Genomic DNA, 23,529 nt, shown 5'->3' with positions numbered 1-23,529 from the left:
GAGCAAAACTTTTATAAATAGCGTTTTAAGCAATCGCTTTCTTCGTCCACTGCATAATCACTTCATATACTTCCTGTTTGTTCCATTCATGAATCAGCTCGTGTCTACCGTTAGCAAATAGCATTGTCACAATCTGAGTTAAACCGCAATTGGTATAAAATTCAGCTGTCTTCCAAACGCCTTTTGCGTAATTTCCAACTGGATCATGATCCCCGCTAATCAATAGTACTGGAAGATCGCACCGTATTTGTAGATAATTGTTCGAGTTATGAATACTTCGCAAACCGGTAAATAAATCGTAAAAAAATTGTCCGGTTGGAATAAATCCAGTGTACGGATCTTTCATATACTTATCAATTGCTTCTGTTGATCGCGTTAACCATTCAAATCCAGTAGGAGCGTAATCTACTTTTTTATTAAATGAACCAAAAACAAGCTTATTCATCCAAACCGCTTTTTCTTTCGGCGGAAGGAGAGATGCTAAACGTTGCCCTGCTATTAATTGAGTTGTAGGATAATATCCAGTTCCAGAAAGAATAACTCCAGAAATGGAATTACTGTAAGATTGGATATAAGAGCGGACAAAAAAAGACCCCATGCTATGTCCGAATAAGAATACAGGTAAAGATGGGTGAGAAGTCTGAATAAGTTCCGATACTTGGCGCAGATCATGAACCGCTTTGTAAAAGCCATCTGTTTCAGCGAAATAACCAAGCATACCTTGTTTTTCACCAGTTTTTCCGTGCCCTCTATGATCATTTCCATAAACGATAAACCCTTGAGACGTTAAATAAGTAGCAAAATCATGATACCTTTCTATATGCTCCATCATGCCATGAGCAATTTGAATAACCCCTTTTGCAGGAAAAGCGGGTTCCCATTTTTTAATAAATACGTCTGTATGATCATCGGTTTGGTACCAAAAAGTTTGCTGTTTCATATGACATCAGCCTCCATTTCTTATTTTCTATCATAATTGTAAATTTCTTCTTCGTCTACTTAAAAAGGCTTGCTATATTTCCTATAACTATGCTAAAGTTATACGTAAGTCTAAGTATGCTCCCAAAGCATACTTGTAAATTCGGGAAAAGTGTACGATGTGGTTGCTTATCTGTTACAGGAGGTATATTGAGGTTATGCTTGGAATAGTTAATGTATTGTTAGTTATTGATGGAATTATAATGATTATATTAGTTCTACTACAATCTGGAAAAAGTGAAGGTTTATCAGGTGCTATTTCTGGAGGTGCTGAGCAGTTGTTTGGTAAGCAGAAAGCAAGGGGAATTGATCTTGTATTACATCGAGGAACAATTGTCACAGCGGTCATTTTCTTTGTATTAGCATTTTTAAGTGCCTATGTATTACAATAAATGATATTTTAGACCCTTACCGCTTCTAAATTGGCAGGTAAGGGTTTTATTCTATTATTAGAAAGTCTATGGCTCATGTTGAGAAGTTCGTTCTTTTCATTGCACTACAGGAAAGTATTAAACGTTTTAGGATCTATAGTAGAACAAAGGCGAGGGACACCTGTTTTTAGTCGGCTTTCCTCTTAACGTCGAACCGATGATGACTTAGCTTAGTGCAATGGAGTAAAGTCGCCTCGTTGCTGGGAGATGGAGCCAGACTTGGCTATCTGGATATTTCGTTATCCAAAGCACCTCATTTAATACGTTTGTATGAAAAAACAACTCTATTTACACTTATCTAACTCATTTATTTGACAGTATTTTAAGCATCTAAACATTATAAAGCAAAAGTTTTTTCATGAAAGATGGCGGCTCGCGGTCTTGGCAAGCCATGGTTGTTTCTTATCTTAAGAAAAACGACGATATCCTATCGCCATAAGGACTTTAAAGATAGTCAAGCTTTTTAATAAAAAACAGAAGTTTTGTTAAAAGGGTTCTAATTCGATTAAAATAAATTATGCCGTATTCGTTGATGAAATAGTATATTAAAACTGCAAGGTTACTAAAAAGGAGTAACTTGTTTCAATAAGGAGTTTACAATAAACGAAAATAGGTAATTGTATTAAAGCAGGAAAAGGAGTTATCAATCATGAAAATAAAACAACCTCAACCCTTTACTTTTGAAGCAGGACCACGTGCCGTATTATTATTACATGGATTTACTGGACATTCTGCAGACGTCCGTATGTTAGGGCGATATTTAGAAAAACGCGGGTATACTAGTCATGCACCCATCTACAGAGGGCATGGGTTACCGCCTGAAGACTTAATTCAATCGACACCAGGCGAGTGGTGGGAGGATGTGTTAGAAGCATACCAGCATTTAAAAGATTTGGGGTATAGAGAAATTGCTGTTTCTGGCTTATCATTAGGTGGGGTACTAGGCTTGAAATTAGCATACACAGAACAAACAAAGGCTGTTATTCCAATGTGTTCACCTATGTTTTTTGATAATGAAACGCAATTAACAAAAGGATTTCGACTATTTGCCAAAGAATATAAACAGCTGGAACGTAAAGATGATCATGTGATAGAACAAGAATTAGATACGTTATTAACAAATTCTAAACCGCTATTTAAACAATTAGGTGCATTCATTACTGAAGTGAAAAATGAAGTAGATACGATTTATACGCCAACAATGGTCGTTCAAGCTAGAAAGGATCAAATGATAAATACGGACAGTGCAAACTATATTTATGAAAATGTAGAAGCAGAGCATAAAACGATCAAATGGTATGAAGAGTCAGGACACGTTATTACAATGGGAAAAGAAAAAGAGCAAGTTTTTGAGGATATTTATCAGTTTCTCGAAACATTAAAATGGGAACAATGATTATAATAACAGTCAAATGAGAATAATAAATAGAAAGAGGGTGAAGAAACAATGAAAGAAAAAATTCAACAATATTTTAAAGAAAATGGTACAAAGCCTTTAACAGTCCATGAAATAGAAGAAGCGCTAGAGATTGAAGATGCAACAGAATTTAAAGAGCTCATCAAATCATTAAATGCTTTAGAGGAATCTGGGGAGCTCGTACGAACAAGAAAAAACAGATTTGGATTACCAGAAAAGATGAACCTTGTCCGTGGTAGAATTCAAATGCATGCCAAAGGGTTTGCTTTTTTAATCCCAGATGACGAATCACGCGATGATGTTTATATTCATTATTCTGATCTTGGCTCGGCTATGAACGGAGATAAAGTGCTTGTCCGCATTGAGAAAAGAAGTGATTCTGGAAATCGCTCGGAAGGAACTGTCATTCGGATCTTAGAAAGAGCGACATTACAAGTTGTCGGTACATTTGAAAATAATCGTTCGTTTGGTTTTGTTATTGCAGATGATAAGCGTATTCCTAATGATATTTTTATCCCTAAGGATAGTACGAATGGCGCTGTTAGCGGACATAAGGTAATTGCGCATATTACGAAATATCCAGAAGGAAGGAAAAGTGCGGAAGGGGAAATTATTCATATTTTAGGACATAAAAATGACCCTGGCATTGATATTATGTCCATTATTCATAAGCATGGCATTAAAGTAGATTTTCCTGAAAAAGTGTTAGAGCAAGCAGCGAATACACCTGAAGCCATTACTGAAGAAGAAATGGAAGGGCGCAGGGATCTTCGGGAGGAAACAATTGTAACCATTGACGGTGCAGATGCAAAAGATTTAGATGATGCTGTCTCTGTAAAGCAATTAGACAATGGTAACTACCTTCTCGGAGTATATATTGCTGATGTGAGCCATTATATTGATCAAGGGAGTCCTATGGATGAAGAAGCCTTTGAAAGAGGTACTAGTGTTTACTTAGTTGATCGCGTCATTCCGATGATTCCACATCGTTTGTCTAACGGAATTTGCTCATTGAATCCTAAAGTGGATAGATTGACATTGGGTTGCGAAATGGAAATAGATACTTCTGGCAACGTTGTAAAACATGAAATTTTCCCAAGCGTTATTCGAACAAATGAGCGGATGACCTATCATGATGTGAATCAAATTTTGGTAGAAAAAGATAGTTCTTTACAAGAACGCTATCAAGAGCTTGTTCCTATGTTTGAAAATATGGAAGCATTAGCTGCTATTTTACGAAGGAAGCGAATGAATCGAGGTGCGATTGATTTTGACTTCAAAGAAGCGAAAGTAGTAGTAGATGAAAATGGAAAGCCACAGGATGTTGTGTTACGAGAGCGTTCCGTTGCAGAGCGACTGATAGAAGAATTTATGTTAGCGGCAAATGAAACGGTAGCAGAGCATTTCCATTGGATGGACGTGCCGTTTATTCATCGTATTCACCAAGATCCAGATCCTGATAAATTACAAACGTTTTTTGAATTTTTAGCGGGTCTGGGTTACGTGGTCAAAGGTACGAATAATGAAATTCATCCACAAGCACTTCAAAAGGTGTTGGAAGAGGTAAAAGGAAAGCCTGAAGAAATGATCGTTTCAAAATTAATGCTTCGGTCGATGCAACAAGCAAAATATGACCCCCAAAGTATTGGACATTTCGGTTTAGCGACATCTTTTTATACACATTTTACTTCTCCAATTCGTCGTTATCCAGATTTAATTGTACACCGCTTGATTCGTACCTATTTAATTGATAAAAAGATGGATCAGCGAACATTGCAGAAGTGGAAAGGCCAACTTCCAGAAATAGCCAGACAAACTTCTGCTGCTGAACGCCGAGCGGTCGACGCTGAACGAGAAACAGATGACTTGAAAAAGGCAGAATTTATGCAGGATAAAATTGGTGAAGAATATACTGGGGTAATTAGTTCTATTACGAATTTTGGCTTATTTGTGGAATTAGAGAATACAGTAGAAGGCTTGGTACATGTTAGCTATTTAACGGATGATTATTATCACTATGATCAGCGGAGTCAAGCAATGATCGGAGAAAGAACAGCTAAAGTGTACCGCATTGGCGAAGAAGTACAAGTAAAAGTAGCAAGTGTTAACATTGATGAACGCACGGTTGATTTTTCCATTGTATACGATGAAGAAACGAAACCAAAGAAAAAAATCAAAGCGAAACGAATAAAGAAATAATCTACAGCCGCTTTCCTATTATGGATGGCGGTTTTGTGTTACGAGGGGATAGTATAGAGTTTTAAGGCTTATAGTCTAAGAAAAACTACAGCTTACGTCAGAAAGACTTGAAGATAAGCCAAGTCTTTCTAAGCATTTTACATCGTTTAGCTTTTAGATTTTGTTTGTATGGTTGATATAAATATATAATTCATCAGAATAATATACATGTATTTATTGGAATATGGCTCGTAATTTGGTAGAATAAGGTGCATGTAAGAAGTAGGAGGAAGTACCGATGCCAAAAGGACAAGGAAAAGTAATTGCAACAAATAAAAGAGCATCTCATGACTATTTTATAGAAGATACGTATGAAGCAGGGATTGTTCTGCAAGGCACAGAGATTAAGTCGATTCGTGCCGGAAGGGTAAATATTAAGGATGCGCATGCGCGGATTGATCGTGGTGAAGTAAAATTAATTAATTTGCATATTGCAGAATATGCACAGGGAAATCGATTTAATCACGATCCAACTCGTACAAGAAAACTGCTTTTACACCGTAAAGAAATTGATAAATTAATTGGCTTAACCCAACAGCAAGGGTATGCACTTGTGCCATTGAAAATTTACATTAAAAATGGTTATGCAAAGGTACTGTTAGGGCTAGGAAAAGGTAAAAAGAAATACGACAAGCGTGAAGATTTGAAAAGAAAGCAAATGAAACGAGACGTTGATCGAGCTATCAAAGACCATATGCGCTAATAAATAGATAAGACTCGTGGTAGTTGACTTTTTTTCTACAAATGTTATAATAACTAGTGGACAAAAAAAGAATAGTTGCCCAATCTTCCATAGCGTATCCTTTTTATGGGGACGTTACGGATTCGACAGGGATAGATTGAGCTCAGGTTGCACGTCGAGGTTACGACTCGTAAAACGTTATGCCTAATAATAACTGGCAAAACAAACAATAACACTGCTTTAGCAGCTGCCTAAGCACTGCTAAGCGATCCTTCCTGCTATCGCCCGTGTGGCAGATTTGAAGGGTCTCAAATGAAGCGGGCTATACTATCATTCACCGTCTGAGGATGATCGTTGAAATGAACCAGACTAGCTGCTCGAAAGCCTGTCGGTAGGCTGTAGAGTAAGCGAATGATAATATATCGACTAAGCGTGTAGAAACCTGAGTGGCGATATCTCTGGACGTGGGTTCGATTCCCACCGTCTCCACCAAATACATACAAGTATTGGTGTGATAGTGTTAAAAACAGCGTGGTAAGACTCGTGGTAACACTTTTATTTAAATTTAAATATTTTAGCTGGTTCGAAGCCGTCTTCCATTTGGAGTACGGCTTCTTTTTCTGTACTTGGGTACAAAAGGCTATATATAGGGCTCTAGGAATGTGGTGGCACTCCTTATTGTGCCAATTGCGCAGAAAGAAGCAAAAAATACACTCATTCCTCTCTCTTTTGATAACCTTGAGTTGCTGACAAAAAAAGGTAAAGGAGAGGGAAAGAGTGCAATATTATCTTATCATAGAATTTATTGGGGATAAAAGCTAACCAAGTAGAAGTATGGGATATAAAAGAAGACTCCGCTAATTATCTACAACAATTAAAACTGAATTTAGCTGGTATGTGATTGGTTTAATCATTGATGAGTTCTCGGAAATTTAAACTAATAACCCTAATCCCATTTAAAGCACAACAGCATATAAATTTCAGCTTAAAAAGTACAAATTTATTTCTTTAGAATTGATTTATACCCAGAATATGTTGCTAAAAAGTATCCTCCATACACTACTATAATAACTCCAGCAGTAAGAAGGGAAGGGAAGAATACATTTGATTCTCCAGCAGACACAATGGCTCTATTCACTACCTTTATACCAAAAATTGAGTGAATGATAGCTAGAGAAAGTGGCATCATGAAATAAATGAATATTTGTTTGAAAATGGATTGATTTACTTCCTTTTGTGTTACGCCTATCTTTTTTAGCAGGTCATATCGTGCCTTATTATCGCTAGCCTCGGAAAGCTGTTGTAATGCTAAGATTGCAGCACTAGAAATTAGAAATATAATTCCTAAGTATATTCCTATATACACTATCATCGTAGAGGTACCTGTAGCATCTTCATATGCTAAAGTTTTAGTCATTCCCAATAAATACGTGTTTTTATCAGCGTTTTTGTTATACGTTTCGATTAAGTTATACAGTTCTTGGTCTGCTTTGTTTGCTTCTCCCTCATACTGTATATTTAGCGAAATTCTAGATGGTTCCATTTCTGATACTGCTTGATCTGGTAATACTACAATCATAGTGTCTCTAGCTGACGTATCTGTTCTAACAGACATGAATTGAAATCCTGATAGTGGATATTCTTTATGATTTATTTTAATACTTTTATTCACTAGCGTTGCATAAAATTGGTTTGAAAATTCAGTAATCATTTGCACAAGATTTTTTGCCAATAAGACATTACCTAAGCAAAGGTGGGCTGTCCATTTGGAAAAATTATACAATTAAACTATTAGCAACAACGACAGTGTATGTATTTACGGAATAGATCTATCGTCAAATCTGCGGATCCAGATGTACGCAGGTTTCCACAGCACTTTATTTAACCAGCGGCTAATTCGGAGTAAGGACTTCTTACTCCTCATCTCTAACTGGATAAGTACATGTAAACAGTAAGCAATGAGCGCAAGGAAGATTTGATTTTGAATGGCAGTTTCGCTCATACCATAAAAGTGTTTGATCTCTACATGCTGTTTGAGCCATTTGAAAAATAGCTCTATGGCCCACCGTTGACGGTAAATTTCACTAATCTCTTCGGAATTTAGATCGAAACGGTTAGTAATTAATCGCAAAATGTTCCCCTTTGTATCCACTACTTCAAGTAGACGGAATACATTCTCTGTGCGATTTTGCGTCGAACCGATGTAAACCATCTTGTCGGATAAAGCTGTAGCATCTTTAGGTACAGAAAATGATTCTACTTCACGAATGACGGCGTTTTTCTTTAGTCTGGACACGAAAAAGTAGCCTTCATCCGTCATTCGGTCAAATCGTTCATAGTCAACATATCCACGGTCAAACACATACATGGCTTCTTTGTCATCTACGAGAACTTCCAGTTGATTTCTGTCATGTTCTTTGGCTGTTGTAATCACAGTTTTTTCAGGATAGACGGTGCCCTTATCCATAAATACAAGTCGTAAATGTAGCTTAACTCCTGCTTTTGTTTTACGGAATTTCGCCCACTTATGATTCGTTAAGTTTAATGGAAGCGTGCTAGAATCAATGATTTTTAATGGCATGTATTTCCCATTTTTAAATTGGAGACCTTTGATTTTGTATGCAAGATCAAAGAATAAATGGGAAAGGATGGCTGGATTCATTTCATTGTTCTTCCTTGAAAGTTGCGATGGGCTAATCGATTCAAACCCCAATACTTTCTGAAGTTCACCATCTATTAGTGCATCGCTCATCTCTTCCAAGCTCTCAAATCCTTGTAATTGAGCAAGCAACAGCAACTTTATATACGCTTCCGTTGTCAGTTTTTTTGTGTAGTAATCTTGTTTATTTTCTTCTACTTGTTCATATAGTTTTTTCGTATTTATAGGTGAAACCCATTTACCAAATGATGATTTTAGTGTATTCTTGTCCATGCAGTTATCCTTTACTTTTGGATTTGGACAGGAACCACCTGTACTTCCATTGTAAAGGATTTTTTTGTTGTATGAACACTAATTTTTGAACATTTTTAGTATTTTTAATCATCAGATTTAATTAATGCAACGCTAGTGACTTTTATTGTTATCTACAAATCGCTTCATCGTTTTTTTCATATCTTTTTGGTTGGTTAGAATGAGTACTTCGTTTTGTTGCAAATTTACAGGGTCTTTCCCTTGTAATCGGGCTAAGCCTTCATAAGAAGAGCGTTTTATTAATGTTAACGGAGTAGATGCATTGCCTTCTAAAACAGACTCTGCTTGTTTGTCTGTATAGCCTTTTAAATACGAGGAAATTGATTCATCTGAATAGTATTCTTTAAATGTAATGTTGTCCCCATATTGTTTAACATTTAATTCCTCAAGTTTCTTTTCAAGATTTTCATCACTTTCTTCATATTTAAAGAAAGAGAGCGTGGAATCGTAAGGAGTAGTTACTGTTAGATCTTTTTCCAAACTATTTTTCAAACTAAATCCTGTCGAGAGTACTCCTATTGTAAAGAATAACATTAAACAAATAATGGTCATTGAAATGAACGTAGAGTTCACTTTACTATTTATTTGTCTTAATAGAAATATATTGATGTTCTTGTAATATAATTTCTCGTTTTTTTTCGCTATATTCAGCAAGAATCCTGATAATGAAAAGAAGAAAAGAAATGTACCGATTGATCCTAGACCAACACTGGTCCAGAGTAAATTCATGCTCTTAAATAAACCATATTTCAACATAAGGAAGTATGCACTTCCAATCAAAAGTAAAGATAATACAAAAACACCTATAGCAGTGGATGTTCGCTTCAGTTTTACTTGCTGATTTTTTTTATTTGCTATAAAAAGATCGATCAGCTTGTAACGATTTATCATGATTACATTGAAAAGCATAACTATTAGGAAGATAATCCCAAAATACAGAATAGTTTTTAACATTGCCGTTGTAGAAAATACAAAAGTATACTCTTGTATGTCTACTTGAAAAAGTGCAGCGGTTAATAAGGACAAACCTTGTGATAAAATGGTTCCTAAGCCTAGACCAACTAGTAAAGAAACAAGCCCAATAAAGAAGGTTTCCATTACAAGGATTTTGGAAATGTTGAACTTACTCATCCCAAGCGTCATATACATTCCTAATTCTTTTTTACGACGTTTGACTAAAAAACTGTTCGCAAAAATAATTAGAAACGCTAGTACGGTGGAAATGAAAATAGAAATAATTCCAATGGTATATATTAAATCTTGTACCATGTCTTCTTGACTATTGGACAGTTTTAGCATTGCCTGTTGTGCGGTCAAAGAATTAAAACTATAAAAAAGGCTAACAGCGAATGTAATGGTTAAAAAGTAAATAGCATAGTCTTTAAAGCTCCGTTTAACGTTTCGTAAGGATAATTTAGAATACATCATCTGCATCGCCTCCTAGAAGGGTTATGACTTCCATGATACGATTAAAGAATGCTTTTCTTGAATCATTTCCCTTTATAAGTTCATTGAAAATTTTTCCGTCTTTGATAAACAGAATTCGATTAGAGTAACTAGCAGTAAAAGCATCATGCGTAACCATTAAAATTGTAGTTGAAAGTTCTTGGTTCAGTTTTTCAAATGATTCTAATAATAATCTAGAAGACTTGGAGTCAAGTGCCCCTGTGGGCTCATCTGCTAATACTAGGGAAGGATTGGCAACAATAGCACGAGCAGAGGCAACACGTTGTTCTTGCCCACCTGACATTTCATAAGGAAATTTATCTAAGACAGAACTTATTTCCAATTTTTCTGCAATCTCTTGTAAATTAGATTGAATTTTAGATGGCTTTTCTCCTTGTATAGATAATGCTAGGGCAATGTTTTCGTAAGCAGTAAGTGTATCCAATAGATTAAAATCTTGAAAAATAAATCCTAGTTCATCACGACGGAATTTTTCCAGGTTCTTCCTCTTTAAGGTAGTAATATCTTTTCCGTTGATGGTAATATGACCAGTTGTAACTGTATCAATAGTTGAGATGCAGTTAAGTAACGTTGTTTTACCACTTCCGGATGGTCCCATTATTCCCACGAATTCTCCCTTATCTACCTTAAAGGAAATGTCATTAAGGGCCTTTGTTATATTTCCCTTATTTCCAAAATATTTTTCTATATGGTCGACCTGTAGTATATTTTTTTGCATATATTTTCTCCTCCATGTTTAATGAATTAGTTTCAGTATAACCCTTGATGTTATTATTTCATATTGCATTAAGTGTTATGAAAGTTACGTTTTTGTAAGTTTAACCATTTAAAAATGGAACCGTACTATTACGGTTCCATTAAAAGTGATTTATTCTTTGGGAAAACAAGAAAAACAGTTGTATGAATATTTTGTTTTGATTCTATACTTATTCCTAGATTTAGCTTATCAGCCAACCGTTTGCATAAATATAACCCTATTCCAGTTGACTTACTATATGTCCTACCAGTTTCTCCTGTAAAACCTTTGTCAAAAACTCTTGGTAGATCTTTCTTTTTAATTCCAATTCCATTATCTTTAATTTGTAACACGACCTTGTTATCATAAGGAGTTGAAGTTATTTGTATTTCGCTACTAGCCTTTTTACTGTATTGGATAGCATTGACTACAATCTGATTTAAAATAAATTCCACCCACTTCTTATCACTATAGACCATTTCATTGAGTTCCCCAAGATCTAATTTGATCTTTTTGTAAATGAAATCTTTGGCATTTTTTTTTGCTACTCTAGTAACAACTTCTCTAAGTGAGAATTTGCTAATAAGATAATCCTCTGAGACATTGTTACTTCTTGCGAAATAAAGTACTTGCTCTATGAATTGTTCTGTCCTGTCTAATTCTTGTAATACTCCATAATCTATATCACGGTTGTTCAAAATTAATTTTGCTGAGGAGAGAGGCGTTTTAATTTCATGAACCCATGTTTCAATATATTCTTGATAATCTTTTTGCTCCCGTTTGTATATATTGATATGTTCATGCATCTGCTTATAGGCGATTTCTATAGCATCCTGTACAATTGCTCCTTCTAAAAAAGTGGGTCGTTCCAATATTTCTGGAAGTAAATATTTTTTATCAAGCGACTCCTGATAATCAATCAAATGTTGATAATATCTTCGCTTTTTTCCATACTCTAAAAGATAGCACTAGCGTTGCATAAACTTTTTATAAAGTAGTCAAGAAAAAACAACTTGTGTCAATACTAAGAATAATAGGAATTATCAATACAAAAACGCATAAAAAAACCTTATAATTAGGGTATGGTAGTCCTGTCCAAATCCCAAATTATAAGGAGTCTCTCATGGACAATCATACCATAAAAATGGTATTCAAGGAATACATTCATCCATTAGATACAAAAGTTATTCAAAAAATGATTGATATGGAAGGGGTAGACAAGTATGTGAAAAAGCTAGATACCATTGCCTATATTCGCTTATTTATTTACGCACAACTTAAAAAATCAGAAAATCTTGCAGTAATCAGTCAGTCTGTTTCACGCAAAAAAACGGTGCAGCGATTAGTAGGTATAGACAGTATCAGTAAGTCACAACTCTCGCGTAAGAATAGACAAATCCCACATGAAATACCAGAAGCTATTCTTCGTCATCTCATTCAAAAGGTACAGTATACACTAGGACCTGTGAAAGCAGGAAAGGCATTGCTTCAGCTGCATTTGATTGATTCATCGACTATTTCCATGTGTCTTAGTGGCTATGAATGGGCTGATTTTCGAGAAACAAAAGCCGGGATTAAAATGCACACTTCAATTAGGTTGTGCAATGATACGCTCTCGCTAGATAAGATGATTCTAACGCCAGCCCGACCAGCGGATGAGACACAGCTGGATGAATTAATTGTTTATCAGTTAGATGTGCTTCATGTATTCGATCGCGGGTACTTCAACTTTGCGAAGTTCGATGCCTATTCAGAAAAAGGAATAAAATTTGCAACGCGTATCAAAGCCAATACAGTGGTACACGTCGTGGAAGAGTTACTCGTGGATCCATCTTCTCCCATCACACGCCATGCCATGGTGACAATCGGAAACAAAACATCCATTACAATTGATAGAGACAACAGATAGTAATGGCAAGCCTATTCGGATTGTGTGTAACGACGCCAAGCGCAGTGCGCAAGAAATCAGCGATATCTACCGAAACCGCTGGAAAATAGAGTTGTTTTTCAAATGGATCAAGCAACACTTGGTCATTACAACATTATATGGTAAGAGTGAAAATGCCGTTTATAATCAAGTCTATCTTGCAATGATTACCTTTTGCCTGATCATCCTAATGAAAAATAAAATAGGTTTCAAAGGAACCTTGCTGGAAATGTTGCGTTGGATAAAGGATGGTTACGATCAATCCATGGCAACCTTTATTTTGAAAGTGCGTAAAGAACCAGAGCGAGAGTCCAGTGGACGACGAAGGTGGGACAATGAGCGAATTTTTGCAGAGACCCTAGCACAATATGAGACAGGAGACGTGTTACACTTAGATGATTTAACATACGATCCATTCGTTTAAAAGTATATACTATTCAAAAAATGGATGAAGGGCTACCTCTCATGCCTGTTGTCTTTTTTTCATTGTGTACAAATAACATATATCAGAAAACTCTGTTACATATGTCTCAAATGGAAAATTAACGCTTGACTTGAAGCATTACTTTTTATGCAACGCTAGTGAAAAGATAGGCAATAATTAAAGGGGCGAACCAAGCTAATCCAACTATTAAAATCATTTCAAAAGATATATGGATCTTCCAAAGAATGATACTAAACAAACCAAACAATACAACATTTATCAATAAAAATGGTAATTTTTCATGGGAAAAACTTAAGATATTCATGACATCACGTACCCTAGTCCTCTACGAGTTTCAATAGGATTAGTTATACCCAATTTCTCTAGTTTTCTGCGCAAACGTGTCATGTTAACAGAAAGCGTGTTATCATCAACGAATAGATCGGAAGACCAGAGATATTCCATCATTGTTTCTCTTGAAATGATTGTTCCTCTATGCTGCATTAAATAGTGAAGAATTTTCAACTCATTTTTAGTAAGTATTTGTTGCTTATCATGGTAATAAACAGCACCTTTTGCTATATCTAATATTAACTCTCCACAAGAAAGTACATTATTAGATTGATTAACGTATGTCCTTTTGAATAAAGCTTCTATTCTTGCAGTTAATATTTGTAAGTTATAAGGTTTCGTTATAAAATCATCAGCTCCAAGGTTTATGCTCAATAACTCATCCATTTCATTATCCCTACTTGTCACGATGATAATCGGGACATTTGATTCTTTGCGAATCTCACGACTAAGTGTGTAACCATCAATATAAGGTAAATTAATGTCTAGAAGAATAAGATCAGGGCTTGATTTTCGAACATAAGACAAAATATCTTGAAACTCAGTTACTACATCCGTCTTATATCCTGCATTCTGTAAATGATCTCTTAACTCGTCTCGAATTATCGGTTCGTCTTCTATGATTAAAATTTTGAAACGATTCATTTTCTCATCACGCTCATCTTTGTTTTGTATAAGTAAACTATATAAAAATATAGCATGTATGAAAAAATTTTAAAAGTAACTCCAATAATGCATGATGTTTTATATATGTTTTACCTTGAATTCCATATCTTAAATTTTGTATCTTATTCATTAGTCAGCCTACTGCAGTTTTAGACTGTATTCTTTGTTAGATGGATTTTTAGTTAAAATTAAAATGGATTACAGATGGATTAACGATATTTAACATTTTAAAAATGTCATTTTATATTTATGCAAGCTTTCCTTTTTTAATTATAGCTATTATCCAATGCATTCGCATTTTTGCTTCCGTATAAAACGTAAAAAGTAGGGAAAAAGAATGGAAAGAGAAACTAAAGGATGGATGCAATGTGAAAAAAATGCCCATTTTTGTCCTTTGTATGATTGTATTCCTGCTTTTAACGGGGTGTTGGGACCGAACGGAGATTGAAGATCAGGGGTTCGTTGTGGGTTCAGCGATTGATCTTGAGGAAGAAAATGGTAACGATAATTCTTTTAAGATAAAGCTTACAAATCAAATTGTACTTCCCGGTGGCTTGGGAACACCATTGCAAGGTGGAGGTAGGCAACAAGAGGCTTATCATAATATAACAATAACAGGAAGTAGTATTTTTGAAATTATTAGAGAAATGGCTACTTCTGCGAATGAGCGGCTTTTTTTTCAACATATGAAAGTTGTTGTTGTATCGGATCAAGTTGCGAAAAAACCCCAATTATTTTCCAAGGTCATGGATGTGTATATACGTGACCATGAAATGCGAAGAGGAATGACCGTATTAATTGCCAAAGAAGGAACGGAAGCAAAAGAAATTCTAGATGTACTCCCACCTGGAGAAAAAGTTCCTGCACTTTATATTGATTCATTATTGGAGAATAGCTATAAAACAGCAAGTTCCTTAGAGCCTCTTCAAGTTGGCCAATTGCAGGGACGGATGTTAACGAAGCGGAGTTACACCATTCCTGAAATTCAAGTGGGAGATAACCAAACGTTAAAATATAAAAACGCCGCTGTTTTTCAAGCTCCTGAAAATAGAATGGTTGCTTCTTTATCAGGAGAAGAGACGAGGGGATTAGCATTTTTAACAGAGCATGATCAAACAAGTCCGGTTATGGTTAATGTCGATGACGAAGACGTTGTGATTGAATTAGTAGATATAAATCACACATACGATGTTTTAAGTGATGATAAAGATAATCTAGCTTTTGAGATTTCCTTGAATATAGAGGGGAGTATAACAGAAATGCTTGGAGAATCTAAAGTGCTTAAAGCTTCATTTTTTAAAAAATTGGAAAAAGAAACTGAAAAAAAGGTGAAAGAAATTACAGAAAAAACGATAAAAGTAGTACAGGATGATTTACAAGTAGATGTTATCCAAATAGGTGATACACTTTTTCAACGTCACTATGACCTATGGCAAAAAGTAAAAGACAATTGGGATCAAGGAGAAAACTATTTCTCCAAAGCAGATATTCATGTAACGGTAGATGTAAATTTTAGTAAAACAGGAGCTTCGGATAACTTTAAATAAATGTATCCATACAACAGCAATGCACAAATAAAAAAAGTTTCTTTCATACTTCGAAGTTTTTAGCTTGACTTTTTCCTTAGAAAAACTTAGTTTGTTGCTAAGTCTTATGGCGAAAGTCTTCGTTTTCTTTATAAACCAAAAAATCTTATACTTACCTATAGTGTAAAAATAATACAAATGTCCATTCTCATTCATATTAAGCCACACATAGACTATATAGAAACATCCTTGAAAGAGGTGATGACATTGTTTCCTGAAAGGCGAAGAAAACAGCTACGACAAGATCGACCTAGACATGCACCTAATTGGATTGGAAAGCCTACTCAGCCACGCAAACAGGACCAAACATCTTCTGGTGTGATGCAACTATTAACTAACTTTCGTGATCAGGAAGGGCAAGTTGATTTTAACAAAGTGACAGAAGTAGCGTCACAGGTAAACAAATTATATGGCCAAGTAAGCCCACTTCTATCTTCTTTTTTTAAAAAGTAGTTCTTATAAATAATCTCTCCCTCTTTAAAAATAGACGGGAGAGGTTTTTTCTGCTAAAGGAAAGTAAAAACATGAAAGTTTATCAGCTTAGAAAAAAACGTGGAGATAAGTGGAGTCTTTTATACAAGTATAAAGTTTTAAGGCTTATAGTATAAGAAAAACTACAGTTTCCTCCATAAGACTTGGCGACAAGCCAAGTTTTTCTAAAAAAATAAGCCGAATAAGCAAAAACATTTTAGCCATCCTAAGCATAAAGGGAGGTTATTTTATGAATCATCAAATTCGTAGCTATATGACACAAAATGTGTACACAGTAAACGATTCGCAAACTATTCAAGAAGCTGCAGCATTAATGAGTGAACATAATATTGGCGCCATACCTGTTGTAGATACACAAGGAAATTTGGCAGGTATGTTGACAGATCGCGATATTACATTACGGTCTACAGCGCAAGGGGAAGCAGCACAAACCCCAGTTTCTCAAGTGATGACAGCACAAAAAATCGTTCATGGCACTCCTGAAATGGATATTCATGAAGCAGCGGAGCTAATGGCGCAACAACAAATTAGACGTTTACCCGTTGTGGAAAAGGGCAAAATTATTGGCATGGTTGCTTTAGGGGATTTAGCTGTAGATCATCAGCTACAGAATGAGGCAGGAGAAGCTTTGTCCAGTATTTCGAATCCTTCGAGTCCACAGCAATAAAAAAGTACGCTGCTGATCCTGGTCAGCGGCGTACTTTTTCGCACTATAGGAAAGTATAAGGTTTTTTGGTTTATAAAGAAAACGAAGGCTTTTATCATAATACTTGGTGATAAGTCCAGTTTTTCTAATAGTATAATTGGGGATATCAACACTCCAAATTGGTTGAAGCTACGTTTTATAAGACATAAACATATACAGTAATGAAATGGAATAAACTACCTGCTAGAATAAACAGGTGGAAAATTTCATGAAAGCCCATATGCTTAAAATTTAGTGCTTTTGGCTTTAATGCGTAAATGATACCACCAACGGTATAGATGACTCCTCCCAAGACTAGAAATACCATTCCACCTTTATTTATGATAGGTGCTAAATTTGAACTGAAAAATACTACAATCCAGCCCATTCCTATATAGAGTAAAGTAGATAGCCACCTTGGGCAATGGAACCATACTAATTTAAATACTACACCTAAAACTGCTAAAGTTGTAATAATAATAAAAAGCGTCCACCCTAACGTGCCTTTTAAACTGATGAGACACAATGGTGTATACGTTCCAGCTATTAATATATAAATCATGGAATGGTCTATACGTCGGAGAAAAGCAATGACCTGTTTTTTTGCAATAACCATATGGTATGTTGCTGATGCGGAATACAATAATGTCATACTTAAGCCGAAAATTACAACTGCTGTAATAGCAAGTGGGGAACCAATTGTTTCATTTGCTTTAAAAATTAATGCCCAAAGACCGATAAACGACAATATTGCACCGAATAAATGTGTTAGTCCATTAATCGGTTCTCGAATATATACACCCATTTTAATCAACACCTTTAGTTTAATATGTAGTTTCAAAAACTATATAACAATGATATATGCATTTTAAGATGTAGTCAAGGTTTACTTCTTATTTTTAATTTCGTATAATAGGTTGGAAATAAATCAATTTACATTGAACGTACAAAAGAGGGTATTGAATGGAAAATTTGCATGATTTTTTTAAACAAATTCAATTAAATAGCCAATTATCATTGGATGATATTCCAAATTTAGATTTATATATGGATCAAGTTATTCAATTATTTGAAAATAAGTTTGACGTGTTAAAGCGAGATGAACAAGAAAAAGTTTTAACGAAAACGATGATTAATAACTATGCCAAAGGGAAACTGTTTTATCCGATTGAAAATAAGAAGTACTCTAAGGATCATTTAATGCTAATTGCAATGATTTACCAGCTAAAAGGTGCTCTATCTATTAGTGACGTCAAAACAACATTGCATCAACTGAACAAAATGATTACAGAAGAAAATTTTATCTTAGCAAATTTATATGAAAGTTATGTACAGCTTGCTGAAGATAGTATGCAACAAATGAAATCAGAAACCGAACAATTAATTCATGATGTGGAAGAGCATAGTAAGTCTTTACCTAGTCAGAATGCTGATTATTTACAGGAGCTTCTATTAGTTACTTCTCTTGCTAATATGAGTAATTATTATCGACGAGCAGCAGAAAAGATGGTTGATCGCATTGCTAATAAAATGGATACATAATGTTTCAGTTTCGTTCGCCATAAGAAAAATGAAAATAAGGAGGGGGAGATGATTGAAACTTAGTATTTTAGATCAAGTGCCTGTATTAAATGGGGCTACACCAAAAGAGGCTATAACAGCTACGCTTGAATTATCAGAATTAGCGGACAAGCTTGGTTTCTCACGTTATTGGTTGGCTGAACATCACGACATGAAAAGATTCGCTTGCCCAGCTCCAGACATCCTTCTCGGTTTAATTGGGAGTAGGACAGAACATATTAAGATTGGAGCTGGAGCCGTTTTATTACCGCACTATCAGCCGTTTAATATTAGTGAAAGATATAATATATTAGCAACATTATATCCGAAAAGAATAGACGTAGATATTGGTACAGCCCCTGGTGGTTCAGCGGAAGCAAACTAGGAGAGATTTAGATGCAACATTGGGTCACTTCAGTAATGGAAGAGTTAGGTTATATTGGTGTGTTTTTCATGATGGCTTTAGAAAACATATTTCCTCCTATACCTTCAGAAATTGTTTTACCATTTGGAGGATTTCTAACAACAACGACTAATTTATCTGTCGTAGGTGTTATCGTTGCAGCAACAGTTGGATCAGTTCTTGGGGCAGTTATTTTATTTGGAATTGGTCTTTTGCTTGATGTTAAACAATTAGAAAAAATCATTCACAGATATGGTCCTATGCTAAGATTAAAAAAACAAGATATTCAAAGAGCAGATGCTTGGTTTGATAAGTACGGCTATTGGACAGTATTTATTTGCCGAATGGTCCCTTTGGTTAGAAGTTTAATATCTATTCCAGCAGGGATGTCAAACATGAATTTTGTTATGTTTTTATTCCTGACAGTTGCCGGTACATTGTTTTGGAATACTTTATTGATTTTGATCGGTGTTCAGCTCGGCGAATCATGGACCGACATACTATCATTTATGGAATTGTATTCTACAGTTATTTATATTTGTATCGGTGTAGGGATCGGTATTATCGTTTACTTATATATCAAACGGAGAAGGCAGCAATAATCTTGCTGTCTTGTTTGTGTTGTGACCGCAATTTGAGGCAGTGAACAAAACAGAACATTATCTATTAACAACTTACTTCATTTCATTGACTCCTAGTACGCCTTAAGTACTAGAAGAAAATATGGCTATAGTTCATTACGAAACAAAGCATTAGCTTGTATGATAGAAGTAAGTTAAAGGAAGGAGGAGCTGCAGTGAAAAAATTTCTTTTATTTCTAGCAGGGTTAGTAGCCTTCATGGTCCTACTTGCTAACATAGGACCAATGGTATTCTTCGCGCTAGGTATTTGGTTACTGTATGTTATTTTTAAGCAGTTTATGAAAACTGATTCTGTTGCAGGAAAAGTAGGCTGGGTTATTGTAGGGCTCATTGTTTTGAGTATTACCATTTCAAATATGTTTGCGTTAATAGGCGTTGTTGCGATAGTGGCACTCTACATGATTTATAAAAGTTGGAAGAAAGACGACGATGATCCAGTTGTACATCATATAAAAGAAGACGATCCATTTACAAATTTTGAACGTGAATGGGCAGAATTAAATAAGTAAACAAAAAGGAGAGATAATGAATGACTAACATTTTCACAAGAATGAAGGAGTCTGTCGTTAGCGATTTACACCATATGATGGATCAAAAGGAGCAAAAAAACCCCATTGCAGCTTTAAATCATTATTTAAGGCAAAGTGAGCAAGAAAAGGAAAAAGTACGGAAGCTTTTGGAACGCCAGTACAAGCTAAAAGATGAGTTTTTAAAGGAATATCAATTAGCGCAAGATTTAGCAGATAAACGGTTAAAGCAAGCTAATATTGCTGAAAGAGCCGGAGAAACAGAAATGTACGAATTTGCGATTCGCGAACATCAAGAATATCAAGCAAGAGCTGAGCGCATGAAAGCTTCGCGCGATGAGGCAGTTGCTGAACTTGATACATTAGAACAAAAGTACGAAAATATGAAGCATAAGTTAAAGGATATGCATTTACGGCGCATGGAATTAATGGGACGGGAAAATATAGCACGCGCAAATTCTCAAATGAATCGGGTCATTGGTGAAACTGCGGACAAACCATTTTCAAAATTTGCTGAAATGGAACGTTATATTGAAGGGTTAGAATATAAAGTAAATAGTGCTTATTACCGTAGCACATTTGATCAAAAAATTGCTAACCTAGAAAAAGAAATGAATGATAAAGAAGAAGTATAATTGGACGTTTAGCAGAATTTTTCACAGTGTTTTAAGTATTGCCTAGCGTCCTGACATTTCTTCTTTGTAATAGAAAAACATGGTATACTATACAGGCGTAAGATAAAGCGCCTGTTTTTCATCTGGAATAGCTTGTTTAAAAAAGTACACTAAATGCAGATTTTTCTGATTACACTTTTGGTTACCAGGCAAGGCATAGAGAAAGAGGTTTGTTTTTTGGAGACGCATGGAAGAAGTTGGCCAACCTTACTTCTTTTTTATTGCTTGAAAACAAATTTTTGGAAAGCTTGGCAATTGTAGGAGGGGTGCAGCATGTTTCATCGACTATCAACCGATACATTGAATTGGATACTGATTGTTGGTGTCATTCTCTTTGTATTAGAGATGACTTTTTTTGAAGGCGGCATGATTATTCCTGCGCTTTTTTTTGCCTTGCTTATTTATGTGGGAAGAAAAAATCTTAAACGTTTTTGGGGGAAATTATTTTTTTGGGCAGGTTTAATAGGGATTATTTTTTCCATTTTAAATATGCTTGCGATTCGATTTTTTGTTATTTCTACAATAGCAATATTTGTTATTCAATATTCGAAATCAAAAAAGGTAGCGAAATGGGTAAAACCTTATTTAAATACGGAAACGGCGCAGGTGGAACAAGAAGACCTTGTTCGTAAACACCCTTTTTTTGATCACCGCTTTTTTGATGACCAAAGAACAGATGATGTTGCTTATCAATGGAGAGATGTTAACATTCATGGAGCATTCGGTGATCGAGTTATAGATTTAAGCAATACTGTGTTACCAAATGATACGGCAGTCATCTCTATTCGCCATCTTGTAGGGAATATCGAGATTCATGTGCCGTATGACGTAGAAGTTAGTATTCATCATAGCTCTGTTATTGGACGTGCGCACATTTTTGGAAATTACCATGACCGTATGATGAACCAAACGTTATTATATCAAACGAAAAATTATGATACGTCGTTCCCTCGTGTAAAAATAATTATAGCTATATTCTCTGGAGATGTCGAGGTGAAACGAATATGAACCTGTTATTACGGCATATCTCTACTGCAGTTTTATATAGTATTATTTTAACAATATTAGTAACAGGAGTAACACTTTTTGCGTTCGTAGATGATTGGAGTACGATTGTTAATAAAAAAATAGAAGACATCTCCTTCTTATTTATTTTATTTGTTATTCCTGTCACTGTTGGTATTATAACTGGGATAGTTGCAGGTATCTATTGGAGACAACGTGTTCACTTTGTGGAAAAGAGAATGGAAGAAATTATTAAAGGACAAAAACTAAGTTTTGATTTGGAAATACCAAAAGGCTTGGAACAAATGCAGCATCATCTTGAGCAAATTCAACATAAATTTAGGATGCAAACAGAGCATGCTCAACGATTAGCAACGGAACGAGCTGTAGAACGAGAACAAAGCTTACAGGAAATTGTTGTTCAAGAGAGAAATAGATTAGCTCGCGAATTGCATGACTCTGTCAGTCAGCAATTATTTGCGGCTTCAATGATGATGTCGACAATTACAGAAACAAATCCGCCTCAGGATGAAACAATGAAAAAACAACTTCGGATGGTAGAGAATATGATTCAACAATCGCAGTTAGAAATGCGAGCACTTCTTTTACATTTACGTCCTGTAGCTTTGAAAGGGAAATCTTTACAAGAAGGGACGAAGGAGTTGTTAATTGAACTCACACAAAAAGTGCCAATGCAAATTGATTGGAATATTGAGGATTTTACTGTTGATAAAGGTGTAGAGGACCAATTGTTTCGGATTATCCAAGAAGCTTTATCAAATACATTACGCCATGCAAAAGCTAATTCTTTGCATGTCATGTTAGTAGAAAGAGATGGAAATATTATTCTGCGAGCAACGGATGATGGGGTTGGATTTGATATGAAAAAATTAAAAACTGGATCATATGGTTTACAAAATATGAGAGAAAGAGCTTATGAAATAGGTGGCAGCTATAAAATAATTAGTTTTCCTAATCAAGGCACACGCCTAGAAGTAAAAGTTCCTTATTTTAATGAAGGAGGAGAGATGGAGTGATACATGTATTATTTGCTGATGACCATGAAATGGTACGTATTGGAGTAACTTCTTATTTAGCGGCCCAGCCAGATATAGAAGTTGTTGCAGAGGCAGCTGATGGAGGAGAAGCTGTAGAACTAGCGTTAACGTTAAAGCCGGATATAATTTTAATGGATCTTGTTATGAAAGAAATGGACGGAATTGAGGCAACACGGCTCATTATTGAACAATGGCCAGAAGCTAAAATAATTATTGTGACTAGCTTTTTAGATGATGAGAAAGTGTACCCCGCTTTAGAAGCAGGTGCAACAAGTTATATGTTGAAAACATCGAAAGCGGAAGAAATAGCTAAAGCAATTCGGGCAACCTTTGAAGGACAAACTGTGTTGGAGCCAGAAGTGACAGGGAAAATTATGAATCGTATGCGTTCTCCAGAACGCGCTTTGCACGAAGCTTTAACAGAAAGGGAACGGGAAATTTTGTTGTTAGTCGCTCAAGGAAAAACAAATCAAGAAATTGCCGATCAATTGTTTATTTCGTTAAAAACGGTAAAAGTACATGTAAGTAATATTTTATCTAAGTTAGAAGTGCAAGATCGCACGCAAGCTGTTATATATGCTTTTAAAAATCATTTAGTTGAATAAGTACA

At 35.3% G+C, this 23,529-nt stretch carries 25 protein-coding genes and 1 other RNA gene; 18 read left to right on the top strand and 8 right to left on the bottom strand.

The window, feature by feature from the left end; translation table 11 throughout:
- Nucleotides 1-25 precede the first annotated feature (25 nt).
- Entirely contained in the window at nucleotides 26-940 is a 915-nt protein-coding gene (locus B2C77_RS14460; protein WP_077705185.1) for an alpha/beta fold hydrolase, read from the bottom strand.
- Nucleotides 941-1,136: 196 nt separating this feature from the next.
- Between B2C77_RS14460 and secG the strand changes: the two genes are divergently transcribed.
- The 5 genes from secG (at nucleotide 1,137) to ssrA (ending at nucleotide 6,238) form a co-directional block, all read left to right on the top strand.
- Nucleotides 1,137-1,370, top strand: coding sequence for a preprotein translocase subunit SecG (secG, locus tag B2C77_RS14455; protein ID WP_050352382.1), 234 nt, complete (start codon nucleotides 1,137-1,139; stop codon nucleotides 1,368-1,370).
- A 688-nt stretch (nucleotides 1,371-2,058) separates the two neighbouring features.
- Complete coding sequence (locus B2C77_RS14450; protein WP_077705182.1) at nucleotides 2,059-2,805, top strand: alpha/beta hydrolase; 747 nt, start codon at nucleotides 2,059-2,061, stop codon at nucleotides 2,803-2,805.
- 51 nt (nucleotides 2,806-2,856) lie between these two features.
- On the top strand, nucleotides 2,857-5,025 hold the full coding sequence (rnr, locus tag B2C77_RS14445; RefSeq protein ID WP_077705179.1) for a ribonuclease R: 2,169 nt from the start codon (nucleotides 2,857-2,859) through the stop codon (nucleotides 5,023-5,025).
- Nucleotides 5,026-5,302: 277 nt separating this feature from the next.
- A complete protein-coding gene (smpB, locus tag B2C77_RS14440) occupies nucleotides 5,303-5,767 on the top strand; it encodes an SsrA-binding protein SmpB (RefSeq protein WP_077705176.1) in 465 nt (154 codons plus the stop codon).
- Between the two features lie 107 nt (nucleotides 5,768-5,874).
- Nucleotides 5,875-6,238, top strand: a transfer-messenger RNA (tmRNA) gene (gene ssrA / locus B2C77_RS14435).
- Between the two features lie 508 nt (nucleotides 6,239-6,746).
- Here ssrA and B2C77_RS14430 read toward each other — a convergent pair.
- The 5 genes from B2C77_RS14430 to B2C77_RS14410 all read right to left on the bottom strand — a co-directional run bounded on the left by B2C77_RS14430 (nucleotide 6,747) and on the right by B2C77_RS14410 (nucleotide 11,843).
- A complete protein-coding gene (locus B2C77_RS14430; protein WP_077705173.1) occupies nucleotides 6,747-7,478 on the bottom strand; it encodes an ABC transporter permease in 732 nt (243 codons plus the stop codon).
- A gap of 84 nt (nucleotides 7,479-7,562) precedes the next feature.
- Entirely contained in the window at nucleotides 7,563-8,678 is a 1,116-nt protein-coding gene (locus tag B2C77_RS14425; protein WP_077702340.1) for an IS4 family transposase, read from the bottom strand.
- Nucleotides 8,679-8,810: 132 nt separating this feature from the next.
- Nucleotides 8,811-10,145: an FtsX-like permease family protein gene (locus B2C77_RS14420; protein WP_141130735.1), complete on the bottom strand. Its 1,335-nt coding sequence runs from the start codon at nucleotides 10,143-10,145 to the stop codon at nucleotides 8,811-8,813.
- Nucleotides 10,132-10,902 (bottom strand): ABC transporter ATP-binding protein, encoded by a 771-nt coding sequence (locus tag B2C77_RS14415; protein ID WP_077705168.1) that lies wholly within the window; start codon nucleotides 10,900-10,902, stop codon nucleotides 10,132-10,134. Before B2C77_RS14415 ends, B2C77_RS14420 begins: the two co-directional genes overlap by 14 nt.
- Nucleotides 10,903-11,030: 128 nt before the next feature.
- Nucleotides 11,031-11,843 carry a sensor histidine kinase gene (locus B2C77_RS14410; protein WP_141130734.1) on the bottom strand — a complete coding sequence of 271 codons (813 nt, stop codon included), beginning with the start codon at nucleotides 11,841-11,843 and terminating at the stop codon, nucleotides 11,031-11,033.
- Between the two features lie 200 nt (nucleotides 11,844-12,043).
- Between B2C77_RS14410 and B2C77_RS22130 the strand changes: the two genes are divergently transcribed.
- Together B2C77_RS22130 and B2C77_RS22125 are read left to right on the top strand one after the other, a co-directional pair.
- Nucleotides 12,044-12,829 carry an IS4 family transposase gene (locus B2C77_RS22130; protein ID WP_077705162.1) on the top strand — a complete coding sequence of 262 codons (786 nt, stop codon included), beginning with the start codon at nucleotides 12,044-12,046 and terminating at the stop codon, nucleotides 12,827-12,829.
- The gene (locus tag B2C77_RS22125; RefSeq protein WP_077705160.1) at nucleotides 12,810-13,271 is read left to right on the top strand and encodes a transposase; all 462 of its coding nucleotides are present in this window, start codon (nucleotides 12,810-12,812) and stop codon (nucleotides 13,269-13,271) included. The genes B2C77_RS22130 and B2C77_RS22125 overlap by 20 nt, the downstream gene beginning before the upstream one ends.
- 321 nt (nucleotides 13,272-13,592) lie before the next feature.
- Here the strand turns inward: B2C77_RS22125 and B2C77_RS14390 are convergent, their stop codons facing one another.
- Nucleotides 13,593-14,267, bottom strand: coding sequence for a response regulator transcription factor (locus B2C77_RS14390; protein ID WP_073007430.1), 675 nt, complete (start codon nucleotides 14,265-14,267; stop codon nucleotides 13,593-13,595).
- 398 nt (nucleotides 14,268-14,665) lie between these two features.
- On the opposite strand from B2C77_RS14390, the gene B2C77_RS14385 reads away from it, so the two are divergent.
- The 3 genes from B2C77_RS14385 (at nucleotide 14,666) to B2C77_RS14375 (ending at nucleotide 17,033) form a co-directional block, all read left to right on the top strand.
- Nucleotides 14,666-15,835, top strand: coding sequence for a Ger(x)C family spore germination protein (locus tag B2C77_RS14385; RefSeq protein WP_254844044.1), 1,170 nt, complete (start codon nucleotides 14,666-14,668; stop codon nucleotides 15,833-15,835).
- A 177-nt stretch (nucleotides 15,836-16,012) separates the two neighbouring features.
- Nucleotides 16,013-16,327, top strand: coding sequence for a YppG family protein (locus B2C77_RS14380; protein ID WP_077705151.1), 315 nt, complete (start codon nucleotides 16,013-16,015; stop codon nucleotides 16,325-16,327).
- Nucleotides 16,328-16,595: 268 nt separating this feature from the next.
- On the top strand, nucleotides 16,596-17,033 hold the full coding sequence (locus tag B2C77_RS14375; protein WP_077705148.1) for a CBS domain-containing protein: 438 nt from the start codon (nucleotides 16,596-16,598) through the stop codon (nucleotides 17,031-17,033).
- 175 nt (nucleotides 17,034-17,208) lie between these two features.
- Here the strand turns inward: B2C77_RS14375 and trhA are convergent, their stop codons facing one another.
- On the bottom strand, nucleotides 17,209-17,856 hold the full coding sequence (gene trhA / locus B2C77_RS14370) for a PAQR family membrane homeostasis protein TrhA (protein WP_077705145.1): 648 nt from the start codon (nucleotides 17,854-17,856) through the stop codon (nucleotides 17,209-17,211).
- Nucleotides 17,857-18,014: 158 nt separating this feature from the next.
- Here trhA and B2C77_RS14365 point away from each other — a divergent pair, with 158 nt between their 5' ends.
- The 8 genes from B2C77_RS14365 (at nucleotide 18,015) to B2C77_RS14330 (ending at nucleotide 23,524) form a co-directional block, all read left to right on the top strand.
- On the top strand, nucleotides 18,015-18,593 hold the full coding sequence (locus B2C77_RS14365; RefSeq protein ID WP_077705142.1) for a DUF1836 domain-containing protein: 579 nt from the start codon (nucleotides 18,015-18,017) through the stop codon (nucleotides 18,591-18,593).
- Nucleotides 18,594-18,645: 52 nt separating this feature from the next.
- Nucleotides 18,646-18,996 (top strand): LLM class flavin-dependent oxidoreductase, encoded by a 351-nt coding sequence (locus B2C77_RS14360; protein ID WP_077705139.1) that lies wholly within the window; start codon nucleotides 18,646-18,648, stop codon nucleotides 18,994-18,996.
- Nucleotides 18,997-19,007: 11 nt separating this feature from the next.
- Nucleotides 19,008-19,616 (top strand): DedA family protein, encoded by a 609-nt coding sequence (locus B2C77_RS14355; RefSeq protein WP_077705137.1) that lies wholly within the window; start codon nucleotides 19,008-19,010, stop codon nucleotides 19,614-19,616.
- Between the two features lie 194 nt (nucleotides 19,617-19,810).
- Nucleotides 19,811-20,164 carry a lmo0954 family membrane protein gene (locus B2C77_RS14350; protein ID WP_077705134.1) on the top strand — a complete coding sequence of 118 codons (354 nt, stop codon included), beginning with the start codon at nucleotides 19,811-19,813 and terminating at the stop codon, nucleotides 20,162-20,164.
- A 20-nt stretch (nucleotides 20,165-20,184) separates the two neighbouring features.
- Nucleotides 20,185-20,817, top strand: coding sequence for a PspA/IM30 family protein (locus B2C77_RS14345; protein WP_077705132.1), 633 nt, complete (start codon nucleotides 20,185-20,187; stop codon nucleotides 20,815-20,817).
- A gap of 312 nt (nucleotides 20,818-21,129) precedes the next feature.
- A complete protein-coding gene (liaF, locus tag B2C77_RS14340) occupies nucleotides 21,130-21,864 on the top strand; it encodes a cell wall-active antibiotics response protein LiaF (RefSeq protein ID WP_077705129.1) in 735 nt (244 codons plus the stop codon).
- Complete coding sequence (locus B2C77_RS14335; protein ID WP_077705126.1) at nucleotides 21,861-22,898, top strand: sensor histidine kinase; 1,038 nt, start codon at nucleotides 21,861-21,863, stop codon at nucleotides 22,896-22,898. Before liaF ends, B2C77_RS14335 begins: the two co-directional genes overlap by 4 nt.
- The gene (locus B2C77_RS14330) at nucleotides 22,895-23,524 is read left to right on the top strand and encodes a response regulator (protein WP_077705123.1); all 630 of its coding nucleotides are present in this window, start codon (nucleotides 22,895-22,897) and stop codon (nucleotides 23,522-23,524) included. The genes B2C77_RS14335 and B2C77_RS14330 overlap by 4 nt, the downstream gene beginning before the upstream one ends.
- Nucleotides 23,525-23,529 lie beyond the last annotated feature (5 nt).

The organism is Virgibacillus dokdonensis, assembly GCF_900166595.1.
GTDB lineage: Bacteria > Bacillota > Bacilli > Bacillales > Amphibacillaceae > Virgibacillus > Virgibacillus dokdonensis.
Note: the sequence above shows the minus strand (reverse complement) of the source record. Positions and strands in the feature narration are given on the sequence as shown.